Below are 20,517 nucleotides of genomic sequence, written 5' to 3'. Positions count from 1 at the left end.
CGGGCTTTAATAAGAAGGCCCGGATCCGGCCACGCCGGATCCGGGTTGAGGGTCAGCCAAGCAGTTTGGCCAGATCGGCGGTGATGCGCGCCGCTTCCTGCAGATAGCTGTCATCGGGCTCGAAATCGCTGGGCGCCTGCTCGAGGGAATCGACCGGATCCAGGCCGGCACGGCGCAGGCGATCGTTCAGCCGGGCCAGGGACTTGGCATCCTGCTCGTTCAGCTCCGCCTTGCGCTCGGCCAGGTTGAGGGAAACCGAGTCCTTGTCCTTGAGTCGGCGATACTCCCGGATGTCCTCGAAGATGTAGGTAAACTCGGGATCCTGCTCGATACGCGCCTGGTGCCACTGGCGCAGCTTGGGCAGGTAGGGATCGAGATCCTGGATGCGCCCGAAATCGAGGCTGGAAATCTGGTCCCAGGGCAAGGCGTTTTTCTCCATGCTCTCACCGGTTTCCTCCGCCTCGATGGCGGTGGGGAACGGGATATCCGGCTTGACCCCCCGGTTCTGGGTGCTGCCGCCATTGATACGGTAGAACTTGGCGATGGTGAACTGCACGAAGCCCATGGGGTTTTCATAGAGATCGTAGATGCGCGACAGGCTGCGGTGCTGCTGCACCGTGCCCTTGCCGAAGGTGTTCTCACCCAGGATGACGGCGCGGCCGTAATCCTTCATGGCGGCGGCGAAGATCTCCGAGGCCGAGGCCGAGTATCTGTCCACCAGCACCGCCATGGGGCCGCCGTACACCTGCTGGTTGTCTTCATCGCCGTTGACCGAGATACGGCCCAGGCCGTCGCGGATCTGCACCACGGGGCCGCTGTCGATAAAAAGACCGGTAAGGGCCGACGCCTCGGTCAGGGCACCGCCGCCGTTGGTGCGCAGATCGATCACCAGGCCGCGGATCCCTTGCTGCTTGAGCTTTTCAATCTCCTTGGTCACGTCCACGCTCAGGTTGACGTAGAAACTGGGGATCTCGACCACGCCGATGTTGTCGCCGTTTACCTTGATGACCTTGCCGCTGGCGGCCCTGTCTTCCAGGCGTACCGTGTCGCGGATCAGCTCTACGATGCGAGGCGTGGTGGCCACTGCCTGGCCGCGCTGGATCTGCAGCCAGACCCTGGTGCCCTTGGGCCCCTTGATCAGATCCACCACCTCGTCGAGCCGCCAGCCGATCACGTCGACGATCTGCTCGGGGCTCTGTCCCACCCCGATGATGCGATCCTCGGGTTGCAGCTCGCTGGACTTGGCCGCCGGGCCGCCGGGCACCAGGGAGCGGATCACGGTGTAATCGTCCTCGGCCTGCAGCACGGCGCCTATGCCCTCGAGGGAGAGGTTCATCTCGGTCTCGAAGCGTTCGGCATTGCGCGGGCTCAGGTAGCTGGTGTGGGGCTCGATGGCGCGGGCAAAGGCGTTGGCGAAACTCTGGAAGGCATCCTCGCTCTCGCTCTGCACCAGGCGCTTGATGGCGTTGTTGTAACGCTTGGCCAGGGTGTCCTTGATCTCGTCCCAGTCCTTGTCGGCCAGGGCCAGGCTCAGGGCATCGTACTTGACCCGCTGCCGCCAGAGTTCGTCGAGCTCACGATTGTCCCTGGGCCAGTCGGCCTTGCTGCGATCGAACTGGTACTGCTCGTCGCCGTCGAAACTCATGGGCTTGTCGAGCAGCGACAGGGCGTAGACCAGGCGCTCGTAACGCCGTTGCAGGCTCTCGTTGTACATCTCGAAGGCGGTTTCGAGCCGACCGGCCTTCAGCAGATCATCGAAGCTGTGCTTGTACCGGCTGAAGCGGGCGATATCGTCCCGGGTGAAGATGTTCTTGCCGAAATCCAGGCTCTCGACGTAGCGATTGAAGATTTCTTCCGAGAAGGCGTCATCCAGCTGGAACTGCTGGTAATGAGAGCGGGTGAACAGGGCGGTAATCCGCTTGCTGGCGGCCGCATGCTGACTTTCCGGCGCCAAAACGGGAATGGCCGACGCCTCGATGGCCGGCGGTACCGCCCAGGCCATCGACGCCGCCAGCAGCCCGGCGGCTACCACAGACAAACGAATTCCGTGACTGGTCAAACCCTACTCCTTAGAGAATAAGATGGTCAAACTTGACGCGGACCGACATACCGGTCTTGAGCTCCACCTGGACATCATCCCGGGTCACTTCCTTAATGGTAGCGGGAACCGGTGACTTGCCCAGCAATACTTTGACATTCTGCTCCACGGACAAGTTCGCAGGATCGACCTTGCGCGCCTTGGGACGCGGCTTTTTGGCCGCCGGCTTGTCCTTGCGGGCACCGAACACCTTTTCCTTGCTCTCCTTGAGCGCACCCTTGGCATGGTCGATATGCTCCTGGGTCAGCTCGCCAGCGGGGTTGCCGTCCAGATCGACCCGCTGCATGCCGGCCTTGAGGCCATGCAGGTAACGCCAGCTGGATGTGTACTGACGCAAGGCGGTACGCAGCAGGGTCTTGGATACCTTGGGATCTTCCGCCAGGCGCTCCGCCAGATCCTGGAAGATGCCGATCTTCAGCGGCTTGGCCTCGCCGGTGGCGACGAAACACTGGGGGAAGCGCTCCGCCAGGTAGGCGATGACTTCTTTGCTGTTCTTGAGTTTTTCCGAGTTTTCCATGAAATACCTTGGGTTGGGACCTAAGGGCGTACCGCCCATTGAAACATGCTCATTATAAAGGGCGCACCGACAAAAGCGACCCCGCCGTTACAGCAGGGGCAGCACGGCGCTCACCAGTTGCGCCAGGCCCGCTTCATCCTCGTCGTCGAAGCGGTCGAAGCGGGGGCTGTCGATGTCCAGCACCGCCCAGATGTCCTCCCCCTCCCCCAGGGGCAGCACGATTTCCGAATTGCTGGCGCCGTCGCAGGCGATATGGCCGGCAAATTCATGTACATTGGCGACACGCTGGACCCGGCCACTGGCCACGGCGGTACCGCATACCCCCTTGCCCACCGGGATGCGCACGCAGGCGGGCTTGCCCTGGAAGGGCCCCAGCACCAGGACGTCCTGCTCGCGCAGGTAGAAGCCGACCCAGTTGATGTCGTCCAGGGCCAGGTTGAGCAGGGCGGAGAGGTTGGCGAGCTTGGCGATGCGATTGGGTTCGCCTTCGCACAGGGCCAGTGCCTGGGCGGTGAGGCTTTGATAAAATGCGGATTTTTCGGACATAAAAAGAAAGCGTCGTTTATTTTGGCCTAACTTACCTGCCCTTTCTCCAAATGAAAACCCGATGATGGTGATTGATGGATAAAAAAAGTGTCAGCTCTCCGGTTTTGCAGTGGCCGGATATCGTCCGCATGATGAAACGCCATCGCACCCTGCTGCTCCACGCCCACCTTTTCGCCCTGATCGGCACCCTGCTGGCGGTGCCGGTACCCTTGCTGATGCCGCTGCTGGTGGACGAAGTGCTGCTGGATACCCCGGGGATCCTGCTGGCCTGGCTGGATCGGGTACTGCCCGCCGCCTGGCAGACCGGGGTCGGCTACATACTGGCGATACTGGCGGTCACCCTGCTGCTGCGCGCTTTGGCGCTGGTGTTCAACATCATCCAGGGCCGGCAGTTCGCCCGGGTGGCCAAGCACCTGACCTTTCAGATCCGGCGCCGTCTGGCACGGCAACTGATGAAGACGCCCCTGCGTTCCTTCGAGGCCATCGGCGCGGGCAGCGTCAGCTCCCACTATGTCACCGACGTGGAAACCCTCGACAAGTTCCTCGGTGACACCCTGAGCCGGCTGCTGATCAGCCTGCTGAGCGTGGTGGGCACGGCGGTGGTGCTGCTGCTGATCAACTGGCAGCTGGGGCTCTTCATCCTGCTGCTCAATCCGGTGGTGGTGTACTTCTCCAGCCGCCTGGGGGCCAAGGTCAAGCACCTCAAGCGCAACGAAAACAGTGCCTTCGAGCTGTTCCAGCAGGCCTTGGTGGAAACCCTGGACGGCATCCACGAGATCCGGGCCGCCAACCGGGAGCGGCATTACCTGCTGCGGGTGATCGACCGGGCCCGCGGGGTGCGCGACACCGCCATCGACTACACCTGGAAGAGCGAGGCCGCCGGGCGGGCCAGCTTTCTGCTGTTCCTGTCCGGGGTGGAGCTGTTCCGGGCGGTGGGCATGATCATGGTGCTCTACACCGATCTGACCGTGGGCCAGATCTTCGCGGTGTTCAGCTACCTCTGGTTCATGATGGGGCCGGTGCAGGATCTGCTCAACATGCAGTATTCCTTCTACGCCGCCAGCGCCGCCCTCAAACGCATCAACCGGCTGCTCTCCCTTGGCGGCGAGCCCGAGCCCTCGGGCGGCATCAATCCCTTTGCCGGCGAGACCACGCTGCCGATAGAAGTCCGCGGCCTGAGCTTTTCCTACAATGGCGAGCGCAAGGTGCTGGACGATGTAAACCTGCAGATCCGGGCCGGGGAAAAAGTGGCCCTGGTGGGGGCCAGCGGCGGCGGCAAATCCACCTTTATCCAGCTGTTGCTGGGGCTTTATCCGGCCGACGAGGGCGAGATCCGCTTCGGCGGGATCCGCAGCCAGGACATCGGTTTCGCCACCATCCGCGAACACGTGGCGACCGTGCTGCAACAGCCGGTGCTGTTCAACGATACGGTCAGATCCAACCTCTGCCTGGGGGACGAACATCAGGACGCGGCCCTCTGGCGGGCACTCGAGGTCGCCCAACTGGATGAGGTGGTGGCCGCCATGGAGCAGGGGCTGGACACGGAAATCGGCCGTCGCGGGGTGCGGCTGTCCGGCGGTCAGCAACAGCGCCTGGCCATCGCCCGCATGGTGCTGAAGAACCCGGCCATCGTCATCCTGGACGAAGCCACCTCGGCACTGGACACGGAAACCGAGCAGAAACTGCACCAGGCGCTGGCGGCATTCCTGAGCGGCAGGACCACCCTGATAGTGGCGCACCGGCTGAGCTCGGTACGCCAGGCGGACCGGGTGCTGGTGTTCGAGGACGGCAAGATCAGCCAGTCCGGCACTCACCACGAACTGCTGGAGCAGCCGGGCCTCTACCGCACCCTCTACTATTGAGGGCTCAGGCCACCGCCTTGATGTCGGCCGCCTTGTCCGCCTTTGCCTTTGGGGCGGACTTTTTCTTCGGACCCGACAACTGATCCTGGTGCTGGGCCAGATAGAGGGCCAGCGCCTCCCTCTCCTCCTCGCCCAGCGCCACCGGCGCCGCCGCCAGCAGTTCGTCCAGGTGCTCGGCCAGATCGAGCAGGCGATCGTAGGCGTCCGCGTCTTTCTTGTTGGTAAAGCTCATTTTTTCAATTCCGTTTCTGACTACCAGGTATTGTATCGTGACTGCCATAACCGACTCCTTATCTGTATACATATACAGTACATTTATCCGGGAGCACTGGCAAGCCCCCATGGCTCCCGGCATAAGCACGCAATAAACGTCGATGACCGGTCAACTTTTTTCCCCTCTGGCTGGCATGCTGGGGGATTCTGACCAATAGTTTAGGGTGAAGTGCACCTTTGGTGCCTTCTCACTAGCGCACGGCTCAGCATATGAGCCATTCCCCTAGGCCAGGTACACGGATTTTGTACCTGGCTTTTTTTGCGCCGAGACGGCGGCAATGGCGGACGGGCACCCGCCGCCATCTCACCGCTGATATACTTCGCACCAGAACATATTATGTGAAATGAAAAGCGAAGAAGACGGGAAGCCAATGGCTTCCCGGAGAGAGTCGTTATTTCGAGGTACCCTTCAGCAACGCCTCTATGCTGCCAACGGCGCCGAGTACGCTGCTGGCCTCGTAGGGCAGGAACACCCGGTCGCCCTGCTTGCCGATTTCCGGCAGGGTTTTCAGGTACTCCAGGCCCAGCAGATAGCCCACCACCAGTTGTGGATCCAGTTTCTCGTTGCCGGCAGAGAGGACCTTGTCGATGGCCTGGCGCTGGCCGTCGGCCATCAGGATGGCGGCTTCCCGCTCCCCTTCCGCCACCAGGATGTTGGAGCGCTTCTCCCCCTCGGCCCGGGCGATGGCGGCTTCCCGCTCCCCGCTGGCCTGCAGTACCAGGGCCCGGCGTTCCCGCTCGGCCGCCATCTGCTTGCGCATGGCGTCTTCCACCTCGACCGGAATGTTGATGTCCTGGATCTCGACCCGGGTCACCTTGACCCCCCACTTGTTGCCTGCCTCATCCATCACGATTTGCAGCTTGTCGTTGATCTCCTGGCGTGACTCGAACAGTTTGTCCAGCTCCATCCGTCCCACTTCGGACCGCAGGGAGGTCTTGGCCAGGATCTCGATGGCCTGGATCAGGTTCTCGGTCTGGTACACCGCCCGTTCCGGGTCGATCACCTGAAAATAGAGGGCGCCGTTGACGGTCACGCTGACGTTGTCGGCGGTGATCACCGACTGGGCGGGAAAGTCGAGCACGGTTTCACGCCGGTCGATGCGGGTTTCTTCCTGCACCACGGCCACGTTCTCGCCGCCGATGGCCTGGTAGCGACGCACCTTGATGGAACGGGGCTTGTCCACGAAGGGAATGATCCAGTTGACACCGGGGGTCAGGGTCTTCTGATAGCTGCCGAGCCGTTCTATCACGACCGCTTCCGATTGCTGCACTATCATCAGCCCCTTGATCAGCAGCACCACGACCAGCAGGGCAAACACGAGCATTATCACTAACATGGCATCCATGGACGCATCCTCTTCGGTTAATCAATGATGGCGGTGATACCGTCGAAACGGCGCACCCTGACCCACTGCCCGGCGGTCAGGGGGGCGCCCGATTCGCTGCGCACCAGAAAGAGATCCCCTTCAAGCTTCAGCCGGAACTCACCCGAGGGCAATAACACCAGCTCGCCCTGCTGCTTGCGGCTTTCGCCGGCCAGAAAGCTGGTGCGCCGGGAGGGAGCCAACAGGCGGAACAGCCGTTTCAGCAGCGGAGCCAGCACGGCGGCGGCGATGGCGAAGGTAAACCACTGCCAGATGGCGGCGGCATCGAGCAGGGCCGCCACCATGGCCACCAGGGCCGCCAGCCCCATGGCGAAGGCGAAAAAGCCGGTACCCAGCAATTCCCCCAGAAACAACAACAAGGCGGCGATCAGCCAGAGATGCCAGGCAAGCAAGGGTGATTTCCTCCACAAGAGACAAACGGGACAGTCTTACTATAGAGGAGCTGGAGTCGGATGGGAATGAATGAGCGTGAGGCGTGAGGGAGCGCAACGGCCCGGCCGGCGGTGGCCAGGCCGCTCCCCCAGGTTTTCGGCACGGCCGTCAGGTGCTCGGGGGCACCGGCCTGGCCAGCTTGAACAGCTCGAAGAAGTTGGTGGTGGTCTGCCGTGCCACCCGCTCCAGGCTCTCGCCCTTGAGCCCGGCCACAAACTCGGCCACGGTACGGGTATAGGCCGGTTCGTTCTCCTCGCCCCTGAACGGCACCGGGGCCAGCCAGGGGGAATCGGTTTCCAGCAGCAGCCGCTCCAGGGGCAGTGCCTTCACCACCTCGCGCAGGGCATCGGCGCTGCGGAAGGTGACGATGCCCGAAATGGAAATATAAAAGCCGAGTTCCATGGCCGCCTCGGCCATTTCCAGCGACTCGGTAAAGCAGTGCAGCACGCCCCCGACCTTGTCCGCCCCCCCCTGCCGCAGGATGTCGAGGGTATCCTGCTGGGCACTGCGGGTGTGGATCACCAGCGGTTTGCCGAGATCCACCGCCACCTCGACATGCTGCTCGAAAGCCTGCCGCTGCAGCGCGGCGGTCTCGGGAGCATAGAAATAGTCGAGTCCGGTTTCCCCCACCGCCACCACCGCCGGATGGGCAGCCAGCCGGCGCAGCAGGGCCGGATCGTTCTGCTCGTCCTGCTGGTGCAGGGGATGCACGCCACAGGAGGCGAACACCTGGGGAAAGGGCGCTATGGCCTCGAGCATGGCGGGAAAGGAAGACAGGCCGACCCCGATGCACAGCATGTGGTCGACGCCGCGCCGGGCGGCCTTGTCGATGGCCTCGGCCATGTTCGCATGCTTGTTGCCGTAATCGAGCTTGTCCAGATGGCAGTGTGAATCAACCAGCAAAACCGTCTCCTGAATGGGTTGTTTGATGATAAGCGACGGCCGGCCGGGTCCAGCGGCCGAGCCAGAGCCCGAGCTGCAGGCCGGCGTTGAGCGGCCGACCGGCGGCGGGCTGCAGGGTGTGCCTCAGTTCGACCAGCGCGGCCAGGGTGGTGTCGAGCGCTGCCGGGCCGAGCCGGCTCAGGCGCCGGCTCAGCGGCTCGGCATCGTCCAGGCGCAGCGGCGCCTGGACTTCCAGAGCCAGCTGCAGGGCGTCCTGCAACAGCAGGTGCAGCCAGTGCAACCGCGCCGGCCGCTCCAGCAGGGCCGACTGCAAGGCCGCGATCCCCGGCCCCGGTTGCCCGGCCAGGGCGACAAACTGTTCGAGCAGCTGCTGCCGTTGTCGATCCTCGCCCCGGGCCAGGTAGTCCCGGGTATGCAGGGGCGACCCCTGGTTCAGATTGAGCGCGGCCTGGCTGCCCGCCAGGCCTTCACCGGCCAGCCAGTCGAGTACCATGGCGGGAGCCGGCAACGGCAACAGCCACTGCTGGCAGCGGCTGCGAATGGTCGGCAGCAGCCGCTCCGGCCGGGAGCTGGTCAGCACCAGGGTCGCCTCCCCCGCCGGCTCTTCCAGGGTCTTGAGCAAGGCGTTGGCGGCGGCTTCGGTCATCCTCTCGGCCCCGATGATCACCGCCACCTTACCGTGGCCCAGCCGGGCGCTTTCGGCCAGCACCTGGCCGAGCCCGCGGATCGCGTCGATACCTATGCTGCGTTCCTCGCCGCCGATCACATGGAGATCCGGGTGGCTGCCGGCGGCATGGAGCCGGCAGGCATGGCAGTGTTCACAGGGGGCAACATCAGTATGTTGGCATAACAAAGCGCGAGACAATTCCTTCGCCAGTTCCCCCTTGCCCATGCCCTCCCCGCCTTTCAGCAACAGGGCATGCCCCAGTTGCCCGCTCCGCACCAGCGCCTGCAACTGCAGAAACGGCGCACTCAGCCAAGGGTACACAGGCGTCGCTCCAGGCAGGCCAGCACCGCGGCCTTGACCTCGTCCGGGCTGCGGCTGGCGTCGATCAACTCGCAACGCGGGTCTGCCAACACCAGCTCCAGGTAGCGCTCGCGGGTGCGTTCAAAAAAGCCGAGTTGCTCCCGCTCTATGCGATCCAGCTCGCCCCGGGCGCGGGCGCGGCTCAGACCCAGGGCCGGGTCGATGTCCAGGTAAAGGGTCAGGTCCGGGGCAAAATCCCCCAGCACCGCCTCCTTGATCTGGCGGATCAGGCGGGCCTCGATGCCGCGCCCTCCCCCCTGGTAGGCCTGGGAAGAAAGATCGTGCCGGTCCCCCACCACCCAGGTGCCGGCGGCCAGGGCCGGCTGGATGCGGTTCTTCACCAGTTGCACCCGGGCGGCGTACATCAGCAGCAGCTCGGCCTCCATGGTCAGGGGCTCGTCGTGCACTTCCTTCACCAAGGCGCGCATCTTCTCCGCCAACGGCGTACCGCCCGGCTCGCGGGTGGTGATCACGGTGCAGCCCCGGGCCTGCAGCCAGGCCACCACATGGTGCTGGACCGTGCTCTTGCCGGCCCCTTCCAGCCCTTCGATCACGATAAAGCGGCTCATGCGGTCACCTTTTCAGAATGTAGCGGCGCACGGCGCTGTTGTGTTCGCGCAATGTCCGGGAAAAATAGTGCCGGCCCTCGCCCATGGCCACAAAATAGTAATAGTCGCTCTCCACCGGCTGCAGGGTGGCGATGATGGCCTCCTTGCTCGGCATGGCGATGGGGGTGGGCGGCAGGCCGTCTATCATATAGGTGTTGTAGGGCGTATGGGTCTGCAGATCCCGCTTGCGGATATTGCCATCGAAGCTGTCGCCCATGCCGTAGATGACGGTGGGGTCGGTCTGCAATCGCATACCATTGCGCAGCCGGTTGACGAACACCGAGGCGATCAGCGGCCGCTCCTCGGCGATGCCGGTTTCCTTTTCGATGATCGAGGCCAGGATCAGCGCCTCGTAAGGGCTGTTGATGGGCAAGCCGTCCGCCCTCGCCTCCCAGGCTTCATCCAGAAAGCGGTGCATCTCCTGGTGGGCCCGCTGCAGAATGGACAGATCCGTATCCCCCGGGGTGTAGCTGTAGGTTTCCGGCAGGAAAAGGCCCTCCAGCTGTGGCTGCTCCACGCCCAGCCGGGCCGCCAGCTCGCTTTCCGACAGGCCGTCCAGTTCCACCTCCAGGTATTCCGCCTCCGCCAGCCGCTGTCGCCAGTCGGCCAGGCGCAACCCTTCCACCAGGGTGACCCGCAGGTGGTAGACGTCACCGTTGACGAACTTCATCAGGGCATCGCGCAGCCGGGTACCGGGTTCGAGCCGGTAGGTGCCCTGGCGTACCGCCGCCAGCTCGGGATGAAAGCGCAGCCACAGCCGGCGGTGCAGTTCGGATACCGGCTCCGGGCTCAGGCGGTTGATGAGGTGGAAGGTGGTTTCGCCCCGGGCCACCACGAACAGGGGCTCGGAGGACTCGGCGATCACCATCTGCTCCAGCTTCTGCCACTGGCTGAAACCGTAAATGCCAACACCTGTCAGCGCCAGGGTCAGCACCAGCATCAGCCGCCCCAGCCATTTAATCAGTCTGTTCATACGCTTGCTGTAATTCTCTTGCCACAGTAAAAGAAGAGGTCGTCCAATGTTCCCCGAGGGCGGTGACCGGCACCACCCCCATCAGGGCGTTGGTCAGCCAGATTTCGTCGGCGGCCAGCAGGGACGGCAGCTCCTCGTCCACCAGCGTCAGCCGCTCCCCCAGGTGCTCCCGGCACCAGGCGCGCAACGTGCCGCAAACGCCGCCACTCGACAGATCCGGCGTGAAAATCCGCGCGCCAAGGCGCCAGAACAGGTTGGCGGTCACCGCTTCCCGTACCCGGCCGCCGGCGTCGAGCACCACCCCCTCCGGCCAGCCCCGCCGCTCCAGCTCGGCCTTGAGCAGCACCTGCTCCAGTCGGTTGAGGGTCTTGAGTCCCGCCAGCAAGGGGCTGCTGCCCAGGCGGCCGTCGCACAGGCCGATGGCCAGTCCCTGCTCCCGCCAGCCGTAGTAATGGCCGGGAAAGGGGGAACTGTTCAACACCAGGGTCGGCTCGCCGCAACCGTCGATGCCATAGCCCCGGGCACCGGGCCCCCGCAGCAGGCTGATGCGCAGCACCTGATCGGAGCCGTCCAGCACGGCCTCGGCCTGCTCCCGCAACCAGGACCAGTCCGGCTCCACCATATGCAGGCGGCGGCAGGCCTCCTGCAACCGCGCCTGGTGATAACGCCAGTGGCGCAGCCGGCCGGTTTGTGCATGGAGGGTGGTGAAGTGTCCGTCACCCAGTTGCCAGCCCCGGGACAATGCCGGCAGCGGCTCGCCGGGTGTGATGATCGTCTGCATAATGTCCGAATAAAAAAGCCCGGCACGGAGGCCGGGCTGATGTTGGCCAAAGGGCCATTATATGCGTTTGAAAATCAATGAGCCATTGGTACCGCCAAAACCGAAGGAGTTGGACAGCGCATACTCGAACTGGCCGGACTTGGCGGTGTGGGCCACCAGATCCAGATCGCACTCATCATCCGGGTTGTCCAGGTTGATGGTGGGCGGCGCTATCTGATCCTGCAGGGCCAGTACGGTAACGATGGCTTCCACCGCGCCGGCGGCACCCAGCAGGTGTCCGGTCATGGACTTGGTGGAGCTGACCATCAGCCGGTAGGCGTGGTCGCCGAACACCTTCTTCACCGCCTTCAGTTCGGCCACGTCTCCCAGGGGGGTGGAGGTGCCGTGGGCGTTGATGTATCCGATGGCCTCGGGGGCGATGCCGGCATCGCGGATGGCGTTGACCATGGCGCTGGCGGCCCCGCTGCCGTCATCGGGCGGCGCCGTCATATGGTGGGCGTCGCCGCTCATGCCGAAACCGACCAGCTCGGCGTAGATCCTGGCGCCGCGCGCCTTGGCGTGCTCGTACTCTTCGAGCATCATCACGCCGGCGCCGTCGCCCAGCACGAAGCCGTCCCGCTCCTTGTCCCAGGGGCGGCTGGCCTTCTGGGGGGCATCGTTGCGGGTGGACAGGGCGCGGGCCGCGGCGAAGCCACCCATGCCCATGGGGGTGGAGGCTTTCTCGGTGCCGCCGGCCAGCATGGCGTCCGCGTCACCGTAGGCGATCATCCGCGCCGCCAGGCCGATGCTGTGGGTGCCCGTGGTACAGGCGGTGGTGGCGGCGATGTTGGGGCCGCGCAGCCCTTTCATGATGGACAGGTGGCCGGACACCATGTTGATGATGGTGGACGGCACGAAGAAAGGACTCAGCTTGCGGGGACCGCTGGCGATCAGGTTGCTGTGGTTCTGTTCGATAAGCCCCAGGCCACCGATGCCGGAGCCGATGGAGACGCCAACGCGATCCGCATTGGCGTCGGTGATTTCAAGACCGGAGTCGGTCATTGCCTGCAAACCGGCCGCCACCCCGTACTGGATGAACAAGTCCATCTTGCGGGCTTCTTTCTTGGCGATGCCGTGCGCTTCGGGATCGAAGTCCTTGACCAGGCCAGCGAATTTGGTGCTGTAATCGGTAGTATCAAAGTGCTCGATGTTGGTGATGCCGCTTTGACCTGCCAGCAGGGCCTGCCAGCTGGCATCGACCGAGTTTCCGACAGGAGAGAGCATACCGAGGCCAGTCACCACGACTCTGCGTTTGGACACAGGAGCGTCTCCGAATGGGTTAAAACGGGGAAAAGAACCGAAGCGGCGGCTGCCACTCCGGTACAGGTTTGTTATTCCTGATTGGCGTTGATGTAATCAATCGCGGCTTGAACGGTGGTGATCTTTTCCGCTTCTTCGTCAGGAATCTCGGTGTCGAACTCTTCTTCCAGAGCCATTACCAGTTCAACGGTGTCCAGGGAATCCGCGCCCAGATCATCAACGAAAGAGGCTTCGGGTTTGACTTCTTCTTCCTTAACGCCCAGTTGCTCAACAATGATTTTCTTTACGCGTTCTTCGATGTTGCTCATGACCAGTATTTTCCTTTAGAAATACGCAAGTGCGTGTCGTTGCGGTAGTGTATTAAATTGACCGTAGTTTGCAAGCCTATTTGAGGCTGGTCTAACCAGAATTTATGCTAAAAATGCAGCAATTTCCGTCAAATAGGCACTAACTGCCGGGATTTTCATCATACCATGTACATGCCGCCGTTAACGTGCAGCGTTTCGCCGGTGATGTAGCCGGCGTCTTCCGACGCTAAAAAGGCAACGGCGGAGGCAATTTCTTTCGGGTCGCCCAGACGTTGTGCCGGAACCTGTGACAAGATAGCGGCTCGTTGCTCGTCATTCAATGCGCGCGTCATGTCAGTTTCAATAAATCCGGGGGCTACCACATTTACGGTGATGCCGCGGGAGGCCACTTCCCGGCCCAGGGACTTGCTGAAGCCGATGAGGCCGGCCTTGGCGGCGGCATAGTTGGCCTGACCGGCATTGCCCATGGTGCCCACGACGGAGCCGATGGTGATGATGCGGCCGAAACGCTTTTTCATCATGGCGCGCAACACCGCCTTGGACAGACGGAACACCGAGGTCAGGTTGGTGTCCAGGATATCCTGCCATTCCTCGTCCTTCATCCGCATCATCAGGTTGTCGCGGGTGATGCCGGCGTTGTTGACCAGGATGTCGATGTCGCCGTAACGCTGCTTGATGGTGTCCAGCAGCTGGTTCATGGACTCCGCATCGGTGACGTTCAGTACCAGGCCGGTGCCGTTTTCGCCCAGGTAGGCGCTGATCGCCTCGGCGCCCTTGTCGCTAGTGGCGGTGCCGATCACGGTGGCACCCCGTTCGGCGAACAGCTCGGCGGTGGCCCGGCCGATGCCCCGGCTGGCCCCGGTGACCAGCACCACTTTACCGGAAAAACTCATAATGACTCCTTTAAACCGTGGGGAGGATGGTGGCGAAAAACACGCCGACTCGCCGTAGACCCATCCCTGGGGGCTCGACGGCGCCATCCATGGCGCCAACGGTCGGCTTAGTTTCTCTCCACCATCCTTTATCGCATTACGTCGCTTGCAGGAGCCGGGAAAGCCCGTCTCCGTACCTCATTAACCCTTGACGGCGGCCAGCGCCTGCTCCAGGCCGGCGTCGTCGTTCACCGCCAGGCCCTCGACCCGCTTGTCGATGCGCTTGGCCAGGCCGGTCAGCACCTTGCCCGGGCCCACTTCCAGCGCCAGGGTCACACCCTGCCCGGCCATGGCCTCCACCGTTTCGGTCCAGCGCACCGGGCTGTACAGCTGGCGCACCAGGGCATCCTTGATGGCGGCGGGATCGGTCTCGGCCCGGACGTCGACGTTGTTGATCACGGGCACGGCCGGCGCATTGAAGTTCATCCCGGCCAGGGTCTCGGCCAGCTTTTCGGCGGCCGGACGCATCAGGGCGCAGTGGGAAGGCACGCTCACCGGCAGCGGCAGGGCGCGCTTGGCACCGCTTTCCTTCATCAGCGCGTTGGCCCGCTCCACCGCCGCCTTGTGGCCGGCGATCACCACCTGCCCCGGGGAGTTGAAGTTGACCGCCGACACCACCTCGCCCTGCTCCGCCTGGGCGCAGTTGGCGATGATGGTGTCGTTGTCCAGCCCGATGATGGCGGACATGGCGCCGGTGCCTTCGGGCACGGCATCCTGCATCAGTTGGCCGCGCAACTCCACCAGCCTGACGCCGTCGGCCAGCGACAGCACGCCGGCGCAAACCAGGGCGGAGTACTCGCCCAGGCTGTGGCCGGCCATCACCGCAGGCTGTGCCCCGCCCTGCTGCTGCCACAGCCGCCACAGGGCGACGGAGGCGGTCAGCAGCGCCGGCTGGGTGCGCCAGGTCTTGTTCAGCTCTTCCGCCGGGCCGTTCAGCACCAGCTCGGCCAGATCGTAACCCAGGGCCCGGGAGGCCTCGGCGAAGGTCTGTTTGACGATATCATGCTCGGCCAGCACGCCCGCGAGCATGCCCACCGCCTGGGATCCCTGTCCGGGAAAGGTAATGGCAAAAGTCATGGTGTTTCCTTCTTTAATAACGAACCAGGGCCGAGCCCCAGGCAAAACCACCGCCGAAGGCTTCCAGCAACACCAGGTGACCGCGCTGGATGCGACCGTCGCGCACCCCTTCGTCGAGGGCGATGGGCACGCTGGCGGCGGAAGTGTTGCCGTGCTTGTCGAGGGTCAGGATCACCCGCTCGAGCGGCATATTCAACTTGCGGGCGGTGGCGTTGATAATGCGGTAATTGGCCTGGTGCGGCACCAGCCAGTCCAGTTCGGACTTGTCGATGCCGTTGGCCTCCAGGGTCTGCACCACGATGTCGCTCAGCCGCGACACCGCCACCTTGAACACCTCGTTGCCCTTCATGTGCATGTAGGCGTCCATTTCGCTGCCGGTCACCCCGCGCTGGCGCTGGGGCAGTTTCAGCAGTTCGCCATAGGCGCCGTCGGCATGCAGGTGGGTGGAGAGGATGCCGGGCTCCTCGCTGGCCCCCAGCACCACGGCGCCGGCGCCATCGCCGAAGAGGATGATGGTCGAACGATCGTCCGGGGCACACATGCGCGACAGCGCATCGGCGCCGATCACCAGCACGTGGCGCGCCTGGCCGTTGCGGATAAACTGATCGGCCACGCTCAGGGCATAACTGAAACCGGCACAGGCGGCGGCGATGTCGAAGGCCGGGATACCGGGCACTTCCAGCATGGCCTGCACTTCGCAGGCCGCGGCCGGAAAGGCGTTGTCGGCGCTGGTGGTGGCCAGCACTATCATGTCCAGTTGCCGGGCATCGATGCCGGCGGCCTCCAGGGCGCGCAGCGCGGCGCCATAGGACATGGTGGCGATGCTTTCTTCCGCCCCGGCGATGCGCCGCTCACGGATACCGGTGCGCTCGACTATCCAGTCGTCGCTGGTCTCTACCATTTGCTCCAGGTCGGCATTGGTGCGTACCGCCTCTGGCAGGTAGCTGCCAGTTCCCAATATTCTACTGTTCATAGGCGTTATCTTGCGTGACTGTCCTGTGGGGCAGTGTCAAAACGATGCGCGATGCTTGCGGGCAGATCATGTTCGATTTCGGCAACGGCCTGCAAGATCGCATTCAAGAAGGCGGGTGAGCCGGCACTCCCGTGGCTCTTGACCACACTGGCGCGTAATCCTATCAGACTCGCGCCGTTATACTGGTCGGGGTTCAGATGGGAAAGCCGCCTTTTTAACCAAAAAGTCAATATTTTCCATAAGAAGCCGCGCCGCTGGCCCAGCCCCAGCAGCAGGCGGGCCACGCCCTCGCTGGTCTTGAGGGCCACGTTGCCGACAAAGCCATCGCAGACGATGACGTCGGTCTTGCCGGCGAAGAGATCGTCCCCTTCCACATAGCCGCAATAGTGCAGGCCGGCCGTGTCCTGCAGCCGCAGGGCGGCCTCGCGCACCACCTCGTTGCCCTTGTTGGCCTCGGCTCCCACGTTGAGCAGGGCGATGCGGGGTCGGTCGATATCGAGGGTATGGCGCGCCGCCTGTTCCCCCATCAGTGCGAACTGGACCAACTGGCCGGCATCGCAACTGACGTTGGCCCCCACATCCAGCAGCAGGGCGTAGCCGCCGCCGGCTTGCGGCAAACGGGTGATCAGCGCCGGCCGGTCCACGCCCGGCAGGGTGTTGAGCACCTTGACCGCCATGGCCATCAGGGCCCCGGTGTTGCCGGCACTGACGCAGGCCCGGGCCTGTCCCGACGCCAGGGCATCGAGCGCCTTGCGCATGGACGAATCGGTCAGATGGCGCAGGGCGTAGGCCGCCTTGTGCTCATTGCCCACCTGTTGGGAACAGAAATGCACGGTCACCCGGGGATGGGAGTCCAGTCGAAAGCGCTGCAACCAGGGAGAAAGTTCCGCTTCCGGACCGAACAGGACCAGATGAAGGGCGGGCAGAAGCGACAGTGCCTGCGCGGCGGCAGGCACTGTGACAGGGGGGCCGTGATCGCCCCCCATCATATCCAACGCAACGGTCAGCTGCGACAAAAGGCAACCCTTACTTGGCGATTACCTTTTTACCACGATAGAAACCGTCGGCAGTCACGTGGTGACGACGATGGATTTCACCGGTGGTTTGATCCACAGACAGAGCAGCAGTGCTCAGGGCATCGTGTGAACGACGCATACCACGTCTGGAACGGGTTTTACGGTTCTGTTGTACGGCCATTTGACCTCACTCCTAAATCAGTTACTTACGTTTCAATTCTTCCAGAATCGCGAAAGGATTCGGACGTTCCTCGGTGGTGGGGATATCGCCGAAGCTCATATCGTACTTGCCTTCGGCGCAGTGTTCATTTTCATGAACGGGCACCAGGGGCAGGTTGAGGATGAGTTCATCCTCCACGAGCTGAACCAGGTTGATTTCACCAACTTCATCCACTTCGAAAGTGTCGTAGGCTTCCGGCAACTCCGGCGCCTCTGCATCTTCACGCAGGGGCGTGTATGTAAACTCGGACTCTATAGTGGTATCAAACAGCTCATTGCATCTTTGGCACTGGAGCGTCACCTGTGCGCGGGCCTGGCCCGACATCACGCGCAACCCCTGGGCATCTGTACCAAAGCTCAGAGACACGTCAATATCACCATGGATACCTTGGGTCGATTCCGCCAGTCTGGGCATCAGTGCCGCGGCAAAGGCACCTTGATAGTCAAGGCGCTTGAGCGCGCAGCGGACGGGATCAACCTTAATGGGCAACTTTACCTTTTCCATAAGGCGCGCATATTATAGCGACAAGTTACGGGAGTCAAAGGGAAAAACAGGCCGGCCGTCAATAAGGAGTCCTCGATGCGGCCGGGCATGACGGGCGTGCGCCGGCGCACTACAATGGCCCCTGGTTTTTCTTTAATTATGCTCAAATCTGCAGGGTATCCCATGGCCGACCTTATCCTCGCCTCTTCTTCCCCCTACCGCCGGCAGCTGCTGCACAAGCTGGGCCTGGACTTTCGCTGCCAGAGCCCGGACATCGACGAAGCCCCCCTCCCCCATGAACCGGCCGAGGCGCTGGTGCGCCGGCTGGCGGAGCAGAAGGCCCGGGCGGTGGCCGCCGGCTGCCCGCAAGGACTCATCATAGGCTCGGATCAGGTGTGCGTGCGGGACGGCCTTATCCTGGGCAAGCCCGGCACCCGGGAGCGGGCCCGGCAACAGTTGCTGGCCGCCGCCGGCCGCAAGGTGACCTTTTATACCGGCCTGGCCGTGCTGGATGCCGCCAGCGGTGTCCTGCACAGCCTGGTGGAACCCTTTTCGGTGCAGTTTCGGCCCCTGAGCGAAGCCCAGGTGGAGCGCTACCTGGACAGGGAACCGGCCCTCGACTGCGCCGGCGCCTTCAAGTGCGAGGGCCTCGGCATCAGCCTGTTCGAACGGATGGAAGGCCGGGACCCCAACAGCCTGGTCGGCCTGCCGCTGATCGCCCTGGTGGAATTGCTGGGCCGCTTCGGGGTCGAGGTGCCCTGAGCGGGAAGCGGGAAGCGGGAAGCGGGAAGCGGGAAGCGGGAAGCGGGAAGCGGGAAGCGGGAAGCGGGAAGCGGGAAGCGGGAAGCGGGAAGCGGGAAGCGGGAAGAAACTCTCGGAACAGAAGCCCGGGTTGTCAAGCAACTCGGGCGGCTTCCGGCTTCAAGCTGATCGCTTACGGCCCTACCTGCCGGACGGTTACAGCCAGCGCGGCAGCTGGCGGATGTCGTCAATCAGGGTTAACGGTGTATGTTGGCATAACTTAACCGAATCATGAACGCCATAGGTAACGCCGATCCTGTCCATGCCGATGGCCTCGGCCATGGCCAGATCGTAACTGGAATCCCCCACCATCACCGCCTGGGCCGGCGTCAGCCGCAGCTCATCCAGGATCTGCTCCAGCATCAGCGGATGGGGCTTGGAGCGGGCCTGGTCCGCCCCGCGCAGGGCATGGAAATAGCGGCCCAGGCCGGTCTCCAGCAGCACCCGGTCCAGCCCCTCCCGGGCCTTGCCGGTGGCTACCGCCAACCGGTAGCCGCTTTGGTGCAGGCCGGCGACGGTGTCGGCGGCGCCCTCGAACAGCGGCGAGGGCGTGCCGTCCGGCTCCAGGTAATGGCGGCGATAAGCCAGCAGCAACGCCTCCGCCTCGTCCTCCGCCAGGGGACCGAACAACAACGGAAAGGCCTGGCGCAGGCTCAGGCCGATGATATCGCGCACCGCCCCCGCCTCGGGCTCCGGCAGCCCGCAGTCAAGCGCCGCCGCCCGCATGCAGGCCACGATACGCGCCACCGAGTCCATCAGGGTGCCGTCCCAGTCGAAGATCACCAGCTGGTACTTCATGCGGGGTCCAGCTTGTCCAGCAAGCGCTGCAGACCGGGCTCCAGGGGCGCTTCCAGGGTCATGGTCTGCTCCAGCCGCGGATGGTAGAAGCGGATGCGGCAGGCGTGGAGGAACAGTCGCTCCAGCCCCAGCTCGCGCATCTTGCCGTCGAACTGGGCATCCCCGTACTTGTCATCGCCGGCGATGGGGTGGCCCGCGTGCAGGCTGTGCACCCGGATCTGGTGAGTACGGCCGGTCACCGGGCTGGCCTCCACCAGGGTCGCCTCCCGGTAGCGCCGGACGATGCGGTAGCGGGTTTCCGAGGGCTTGCCTTCTTTATCTACCCGCACGATACGCTCGCCCGAGGCCAGCACGTTCTTCTTCAGCGGCGCCGTTACCGCCTTCTGGTGCGGCTGCCACTGGCCGCGCACCAGGGCCAGGTAGTGCTTGTCCATGGTCTTGTCGCGCAGCTGTTCATGCAGGCTTTTCAGCATGCTGCGTTTCTTGGCGATCAACAGGATGCCGGAGGTATCCCGGTCGAGCCGGTGCACCAGCTCGAGAAAACGCGCCTCGGGGCGCAGGGCGCGCATGCCCTCGATCACCCCGAAGCTGAGTCCGCTGCCGCCGTGCACGGCGGTGCCCGCCGGCTTGTTCAGCACGATCAGCGCATCATCTTCGTAGAGGATGGCCGTATCCAGCGCCTGTACCTTGTCGAGCCGGGCCGAGGGCAGCGCCTGCTCCCGCTCCGCCACCCGCACCGGCGGCACCCGGATCACATCGCCGGCCAGCAGTTTGTATTCCGGTTTGATGCGCTTCTTGTTAACCCTTACCTCACCCTTGCGCAGAATCCGATAAATCAGGCTTTTGGGAACGCCTTTGAGCTGAGTCCGTAAAAAGTTGTCGATGCGCTGCCCTTCATGCTCAGCCTCTATGGTGAGCAGCCGCACGTTTTGCTGTTCTGGTTTCATGGCCGCCATTCTAACATCAGCCCGAGCGCTTTTGCTGTAAAAATGGCGCCTTGCTAAGGCTGTGGGTAAAGTGTGATAATACATGTGTTTTTCGCGCTTTCCGCAACCGGATGGCGCAGCCTGAATACCCCTGGTTTTCCGTTTGATTCGCGACCTTTGGGCTCCCCCCTTTGACGTGATAGACACCTGAGAATGCGCCTCATGCGTATCCAGCCGGGAGGCTGTACCCATTACGCTAACAGACTCGAGGCCGGTGCC

23 protein-coding genes are annotated in these 20,517 nt (G+C 63.5%); 2 read left to right on the top strand and 21 right to left on the bottom strand.

Annotated features, from left to right (window positions below):
• Nucleotides 1–52 precede the first annotated feature (52 nt).
• The 3 genes from prc to AN401_RS09130 form a co-directional block, all read right to left on the bottom strand.
• Nucleotides 53–2,059, bottom strand: a complete 2,007-nt coding sequence (gene prc / locus AN401_RS09140) for a carboxy terminal-processing peptidase (protein ID WP_094038832.1) — start codon at nt 2,057–2,059, stop codon at nt 53–55.
• A gap of 10 nt (nt 2,060–2,069) precedes the next feature.
• The gene (gene proQ, locus AN401_RS09135) at nt 2,070–2,615 is read right to left on the bottom strand and encodes an RNA chaperone ProQ (protein ID WP_094038833.1); all 546 of its coding nucleotides are present in this window, start codon (nt 2,613–2,615) and stop codon (nt 2,070–2,072) included.
• Between the two features lie 87 nt (nt 2,616–2,702).
• On the bottom strand, nt 2,703–3,161 hold the full coding sequence (locus AN401_RS09130) for a GAF domain-containing protein (protein WP_094038834.1): 459 nt from the start codon (nt 3,159–3,161) through the stop codon (nt 2,703–2,705).
• A 128-nt stretch (nt 3,162–3,289) separates the two neighbouring features.
• Here AN401_RS09130 and AN401_RS09125 point away from each other — a divergent pair, with 128 nt between their 5' ends.
• Nucleotides 3,290–5,023: an ABC transporter ATP-binding protein gene (locus AN401_RS09125; RefSeq protein ID WP_232513421.1), complete on the top strand. Its 1,734-nt coding sequence runs from the start codon at nt 3,290–3,292 to the stop codon at nt 5,021–5,023.
• Nucleotides 5,024–5,027: 4 nt separating this feature from the next.
• Here the strand turns inward: AN401_RS09125 and AN401_RS09120 are convergent, their stop codons facing one another.
• The 16 genes from AN401_RS09120 to yceD all read right to left on the bottom strand — a co-directional run bounded on the left by AN401_RS09120 (nt 5,028) and on the right by yceD (nt 17,734).
• Nucleotides 5,028–5,303 (bottom strand): YebG family protein, encoded by a 276-nt coding sequence (locus AN401_RS09120; RefSeq protein ID WP_094038836.1) that lies wholly within the window; start codon nt 5,301–5,303, stop codon nt 5,028–5,030.
• Between the two features lie 385 nt (nt 5,304–5,688).
• Nucleotides 5,689–6,642, bottom strand: coding sequence for an SPFH domain-containing protein (locus AN401_RS09115; protein WP_094038837.1), 954 nt, complete (start codon nt 6,640–6,642; stop codon nt 5,689–5,691).
• Between the two features lie 17 nt (nt 6,643–6,659).
• The gene (locus AN401_RS09110) at nt 6,660–7,073 is read right to left on the bottom strand and encodes an NfeD family protein (protein WP_094038838.1); all 414 of its coding nucleotides are present in this window, start codon (nt 7,071–7,073) and stop codon (nt 6,660–6,662) included.
• Between the two features lie 148 nt (nt 7,074–7,221).
• A complete protein-coding gene (locus tag AN401_RS09105; RefSeq protein ID WP_094038839.1) occupies nt 7,222–8,016 on the bottom strand; it encodes a TatD family hydrolase in 795 nt (264 codons plus the stop codon).
• Complete coding sequence (gene holB, locus AN401_RS09100) at nt 8,006–9,004, bottom strand: DNA polymerase III subunit delta' (protein WP_096779148.1); 999 nt, start codon at nt 9,002–9,004, stop codon at nt 8,006–8,008. The genes AN401_RS09105 and holB overlap by 11 nt, the downstream gene beginning before the upstream one ends.
• Nucleotides 8,989–9,612: a dTMP kinase gene (gene tmk, locus AN401_RS09095; protein WP_094040985.1), complete on the bottom strand. Its 624-nt coding sequence runs from the start codon at nt 9,610–9,612 to the stop codon at nt 8,989–8,991. The genes holB and tmk overlap by 16 nt, the downstream gene beginning before the upstream one ends.
• Nucleotides 9,613–9,616: 4 nt before the next feature.
• Entirely contained in the window at nt 9,617–10,624 is a 1,008-nt protein-coding gene (mltG, locus tag AN401_RS09090; protein ID WP_094040984.1) for an endolytic transglycosylase MltG, read from the bottom strand.
• Nucleotides 10,608–11,405 (bottom strand): aminodeoxychorismate lyase, encoded by a 798-nt coding sequence (pabC, locus tag AN401_RS09085; RefSeq protein WP_094040983.1) that lies wholly within the window; start codon nt 11,403–11,405, stop codon nt 10,608–10,610. Before pabC ends, mltG begins: the two co-directional genes overlap by 17 nt.
• A 57-nt stretch (nt 11,406–11,462) precedes the next feature.
• A complete protein-coding gene (gene fabF, locus AN401_RS09080) occupies nt 11,463–12,704 on the bottom strand; it encodes a beta-ketoacyl-ACP synthase II (RefSeq protein ID WP_094040982.1) in 1,242 nt (413 codons plus the stop codon).
• 71 nt (nt 12,705–12,775) lie between these two features.
• Nucleotides 12,776–13,012, bottom strand: coding sequence for an acyl carrier protein (gene acpP, locus AN401_RS09075; protein WP_094040981.1), 237 nt, complete (start codon nt 13,010–13,012; stop codon nt 12,776–12,778).
• Nucleotides 13,013–13,170: 158 nt separating this feature from the next.
• On the bottom strand, nt 13,171–13,905 hold the full coding sequence (gene fabG / locus AN401_RS09070; RefSeq protein ID WP_094040980.1) for a 3-oxoacyl-ACP reductase FabG: 735 nt from the start codon (nt 13,903–13,905) through the stop codon (nt 13,171–13,173).
• 180 nt (nt 13,906–14,085) lie between these two features.
• Nucleotides 14,086–15,021 carry an ACP S-malonyltransferase gene (fabD, locus tag AN401_RS09065; protein ID WP_094040979.1) on the bottom strand — a complete coding sequence of 312 codons (936 nt, stop codon included), beginning with the start codon at nt 15,019–15,021 and terminating at the stop codon, nt 14,086–14,088.
• Nucleotides 15,022–15,034: 13 nt separating this feature from the next.
• On the bottom strand, nt 15,035–15,994 hold the full coding sequence (locus AN401_RS09060) for a beta-ketoacyl-ACP synthase III (RefSeq protein ID WP_094040978.1): 960 nt from the start codon (nt 15,992–15,994) through the stop codon (nt 15,035–15,037).
• Between the two features lie 5 nt (nt 15,995–15,999).
• Nucleotides 16,000–17,010, bottom strand: coding sequence for a phosphate acyltransferase PlsX (plsX, locus tag AN401_RS09055; protein WP_096779147.1), 1,011 nt, complete (start codon nt 17,008–17,010; stop codon nt 16,000–16,002).
• Between the two features lie 10 nt (nt 17,011–17,020).
• The gene (gene rpmF, locus AN401_RS09050) at nt 17,021–17,191 is read right to left on the bottom strand and encodes a 50S ribosomal protein L32 (protein ID WP_094040976.1); all 171 of its coding nucleotides are present in this window, start codon (nt 17,189–17,191) and stop codon (nt 17,021–17,023) included.
• A gap of 21 nt (nt 17,192–17,212) precedes the next feature.
• Complete coding sequence (yceD, locus tag AN401_RS09045) at nt 17,213–17,734, bottom strand: 23S rRNA accumulation protein YceD (RefSeq protein ID WP_094040975.1); 522 nt, start codon at nt 17,732–17,734, stop codon at nt 17,213–17,215.
• Nucleotides 17,735–17,896: 162 nt separating this feature from the next.
• Between yceD and AN401_RS09040 the strand changes: the two genes are divergently transcribed.
• Nucleotides 17,897–18,475 carry a Maf family protein gene (locus AN401_RS09040; protein WP_096779146.1) on the top strand — a complete coding sequence of 193 codons (579 nt, stop codon included), beginning with the start codon at nt 17,897–17,899 and terminating at the stop codon, nt 18,473–18,475.
• Between the two features lie 195 nt (nt 18,476–18,670).
• On the opposite strand, the gene AN401_RS09035 is transcribed toward AN401_RS09040, so the two are convergent.
• Nucleotides 18,671–19,312, bottom strand: coding sequence for an HAD family hydrolase (locus AN401_RS09035; RefSeq protein WP_094040973.1), 642 nt, complete (start codon nt 19,310–19,312; stop codon nt 18,671–18,673).
• Nucleotides 19,309–20,259 (bottom strand): 23S rRNA pseudouridine(955/2504/2580) synthase RluC, encoded by a 951-nt coding sequence (rluC, locus tag AN401_RS09030; protein ID WP_094040986.1) that lies wholly within the window; start codon nt 20,257–20,259, stop codon nt 19,309–19,311. The genes AN401_RS09035 and rluC overlap by 4 nt, the downstream gene beginning before the upstream one ends.
• Nucleotides 20,260–20,517: the final 258 nt, after the last annotated feature.

The sequence above is a fragment of the Zobellella denitrificans genome (assembly GCF_002407485.1).
In the GTDB taxonomy this organism is placed as follows: Bacteria; Pseudomonadota; Gammaproteobacteria; order Enterobacterales; family Aeromonadaceae; genus Oceanimonas; species Oceanimonas denitrificans.
The sequence above is the reverse complement of the archived record's forward strand: the minus strand, read 5'-3'. Positions and strand labels throughout refer to the sequence as shown.

What these genes read in the sequence shown, in the direction of transcription:
- AN401_RS09120 (WP_094038836.1), bottom strand. Translation starts at nt 5,303, where the DNA reads ATGGCAGTCACGATACAATACCTGGTAGTCAGAAACGGAATTGAAAAA.
- mltG (WP_094040984.1), bottom strand. Translation starts at nt 10,624, where the DNA reads ATGAACAGACTGATTAAATGGCTGGGGCGGCTGATGCTGGTGCTGACC.
- rpmF (WP_094040976.1), bottom strand. Translation starts at nt 17,191, where the DNA reads ATGGCCGTACAACAGAACCGTAAAACCCGTTCCAGACGTGGTATGCGT.
- yceD (WP_094040975.1), bottom strand. Translation starts at nt 17,734, where the DNA reads ATGGAAAAGGTAAAGTTGCCCATTAAGGTTGATCCCGTCCGCTGCGCG.
- AN401_RS09035 (WP_094040973.1), bottom strand. Translation starts at nt 19,312, where the DNA reads ATGAAGTACCAGCTGGTGATCTTCGACTGGGACGGCACCCTGATGGAC.
- AN401_RS09040 (WP_096779146.1), top strand. Translation starts at nt 17,897, where the DNA reads ATGGCCGACCTTATCCTCGCCTCTTCTTCCCCCTACCGCCGGCAGCTG.
- rluC (WP_094040986.1), bottom strand. Translation starts at nt 20,259, where the DNA reads ATGAAACCAGAACAGCAAAACGTGCGGCTGCTCACCATAGAGGCTGAG.
- proQ (WP_094038833.1), bottom strand. Translation starts at nt 2,615, where the DNA reads ATGGAAAACTCGGAAAAACTCAAGAACAGCAAAGAAGTCATCGCCTAC.
- fabG (WP_094040980.1), bottom strand. Translation starts at nt 13,905, where the DNA reads ATGAGTTTTTCCGGTAAAGTGGTGCTGGTCACCGGGGCCAGCCGGGGC.
- tmk (WP_094040985.1), bottom strand. Translation starts at nt 9,612, where the DNA reads ATGAGCCGCTTTATCGTGATCGAAGGGCTGGAAGGGGCCGGCAAGAGC.
- acpP (WP_094040981.1), bottom strand. Translation starts at nt 13,012, where the DNA reads ATGAGCAACATCGAAGAACGCGTAAAGAAAATCATTGTTGAGCAACTG.
- AN401_RS09115 (WP_094038837.1), bottom strand. Translation starts at nt 6,642, where the DNA reads ATGGATGCCATGTTAGTGATAATGCTCGTGTTTGCCCTGCTGGTCGTG.
- AN401_RS09060 (WP_094040978.1), bottom strand. Translation starts at nt 15,994, where the DNA reads ATGAACAGTAGAATATTGGGAACTGGCAGCTACCTGCCAGAGGCGGTA.
- fabD (WP_094040979.1), bottom strand. Translation starts at nt 15,021, where the DNA reads ATGACTTTTGCCATTACCTTTCCCGGACAGGGATCCCAGGCGGTGGGC.
- AN401_RS09125 (WP_232513421.1), top strand. Translation starts at nt 3,290, where the DNA reads ATGATGAAACGCCATCGCACCCTGCTGCTCCACGCCCACCTTTTCGCC.
- pabC (WP_094040983.1), bottom strand. Translation starts at nt 11,405, where the DNA reads ATGCAGACGATCATCACACCCGGCGAGCCGCTGCCGGCATTGTCCCGG.
- AN401_RS09130 (WP_094038834.1), bottom strand. Translation starts at nt 3,161, where the DNA reads ATGTCCGAAAAATCCGCATTTTATCAAAGCCTCACCGCCCAGGCACTG.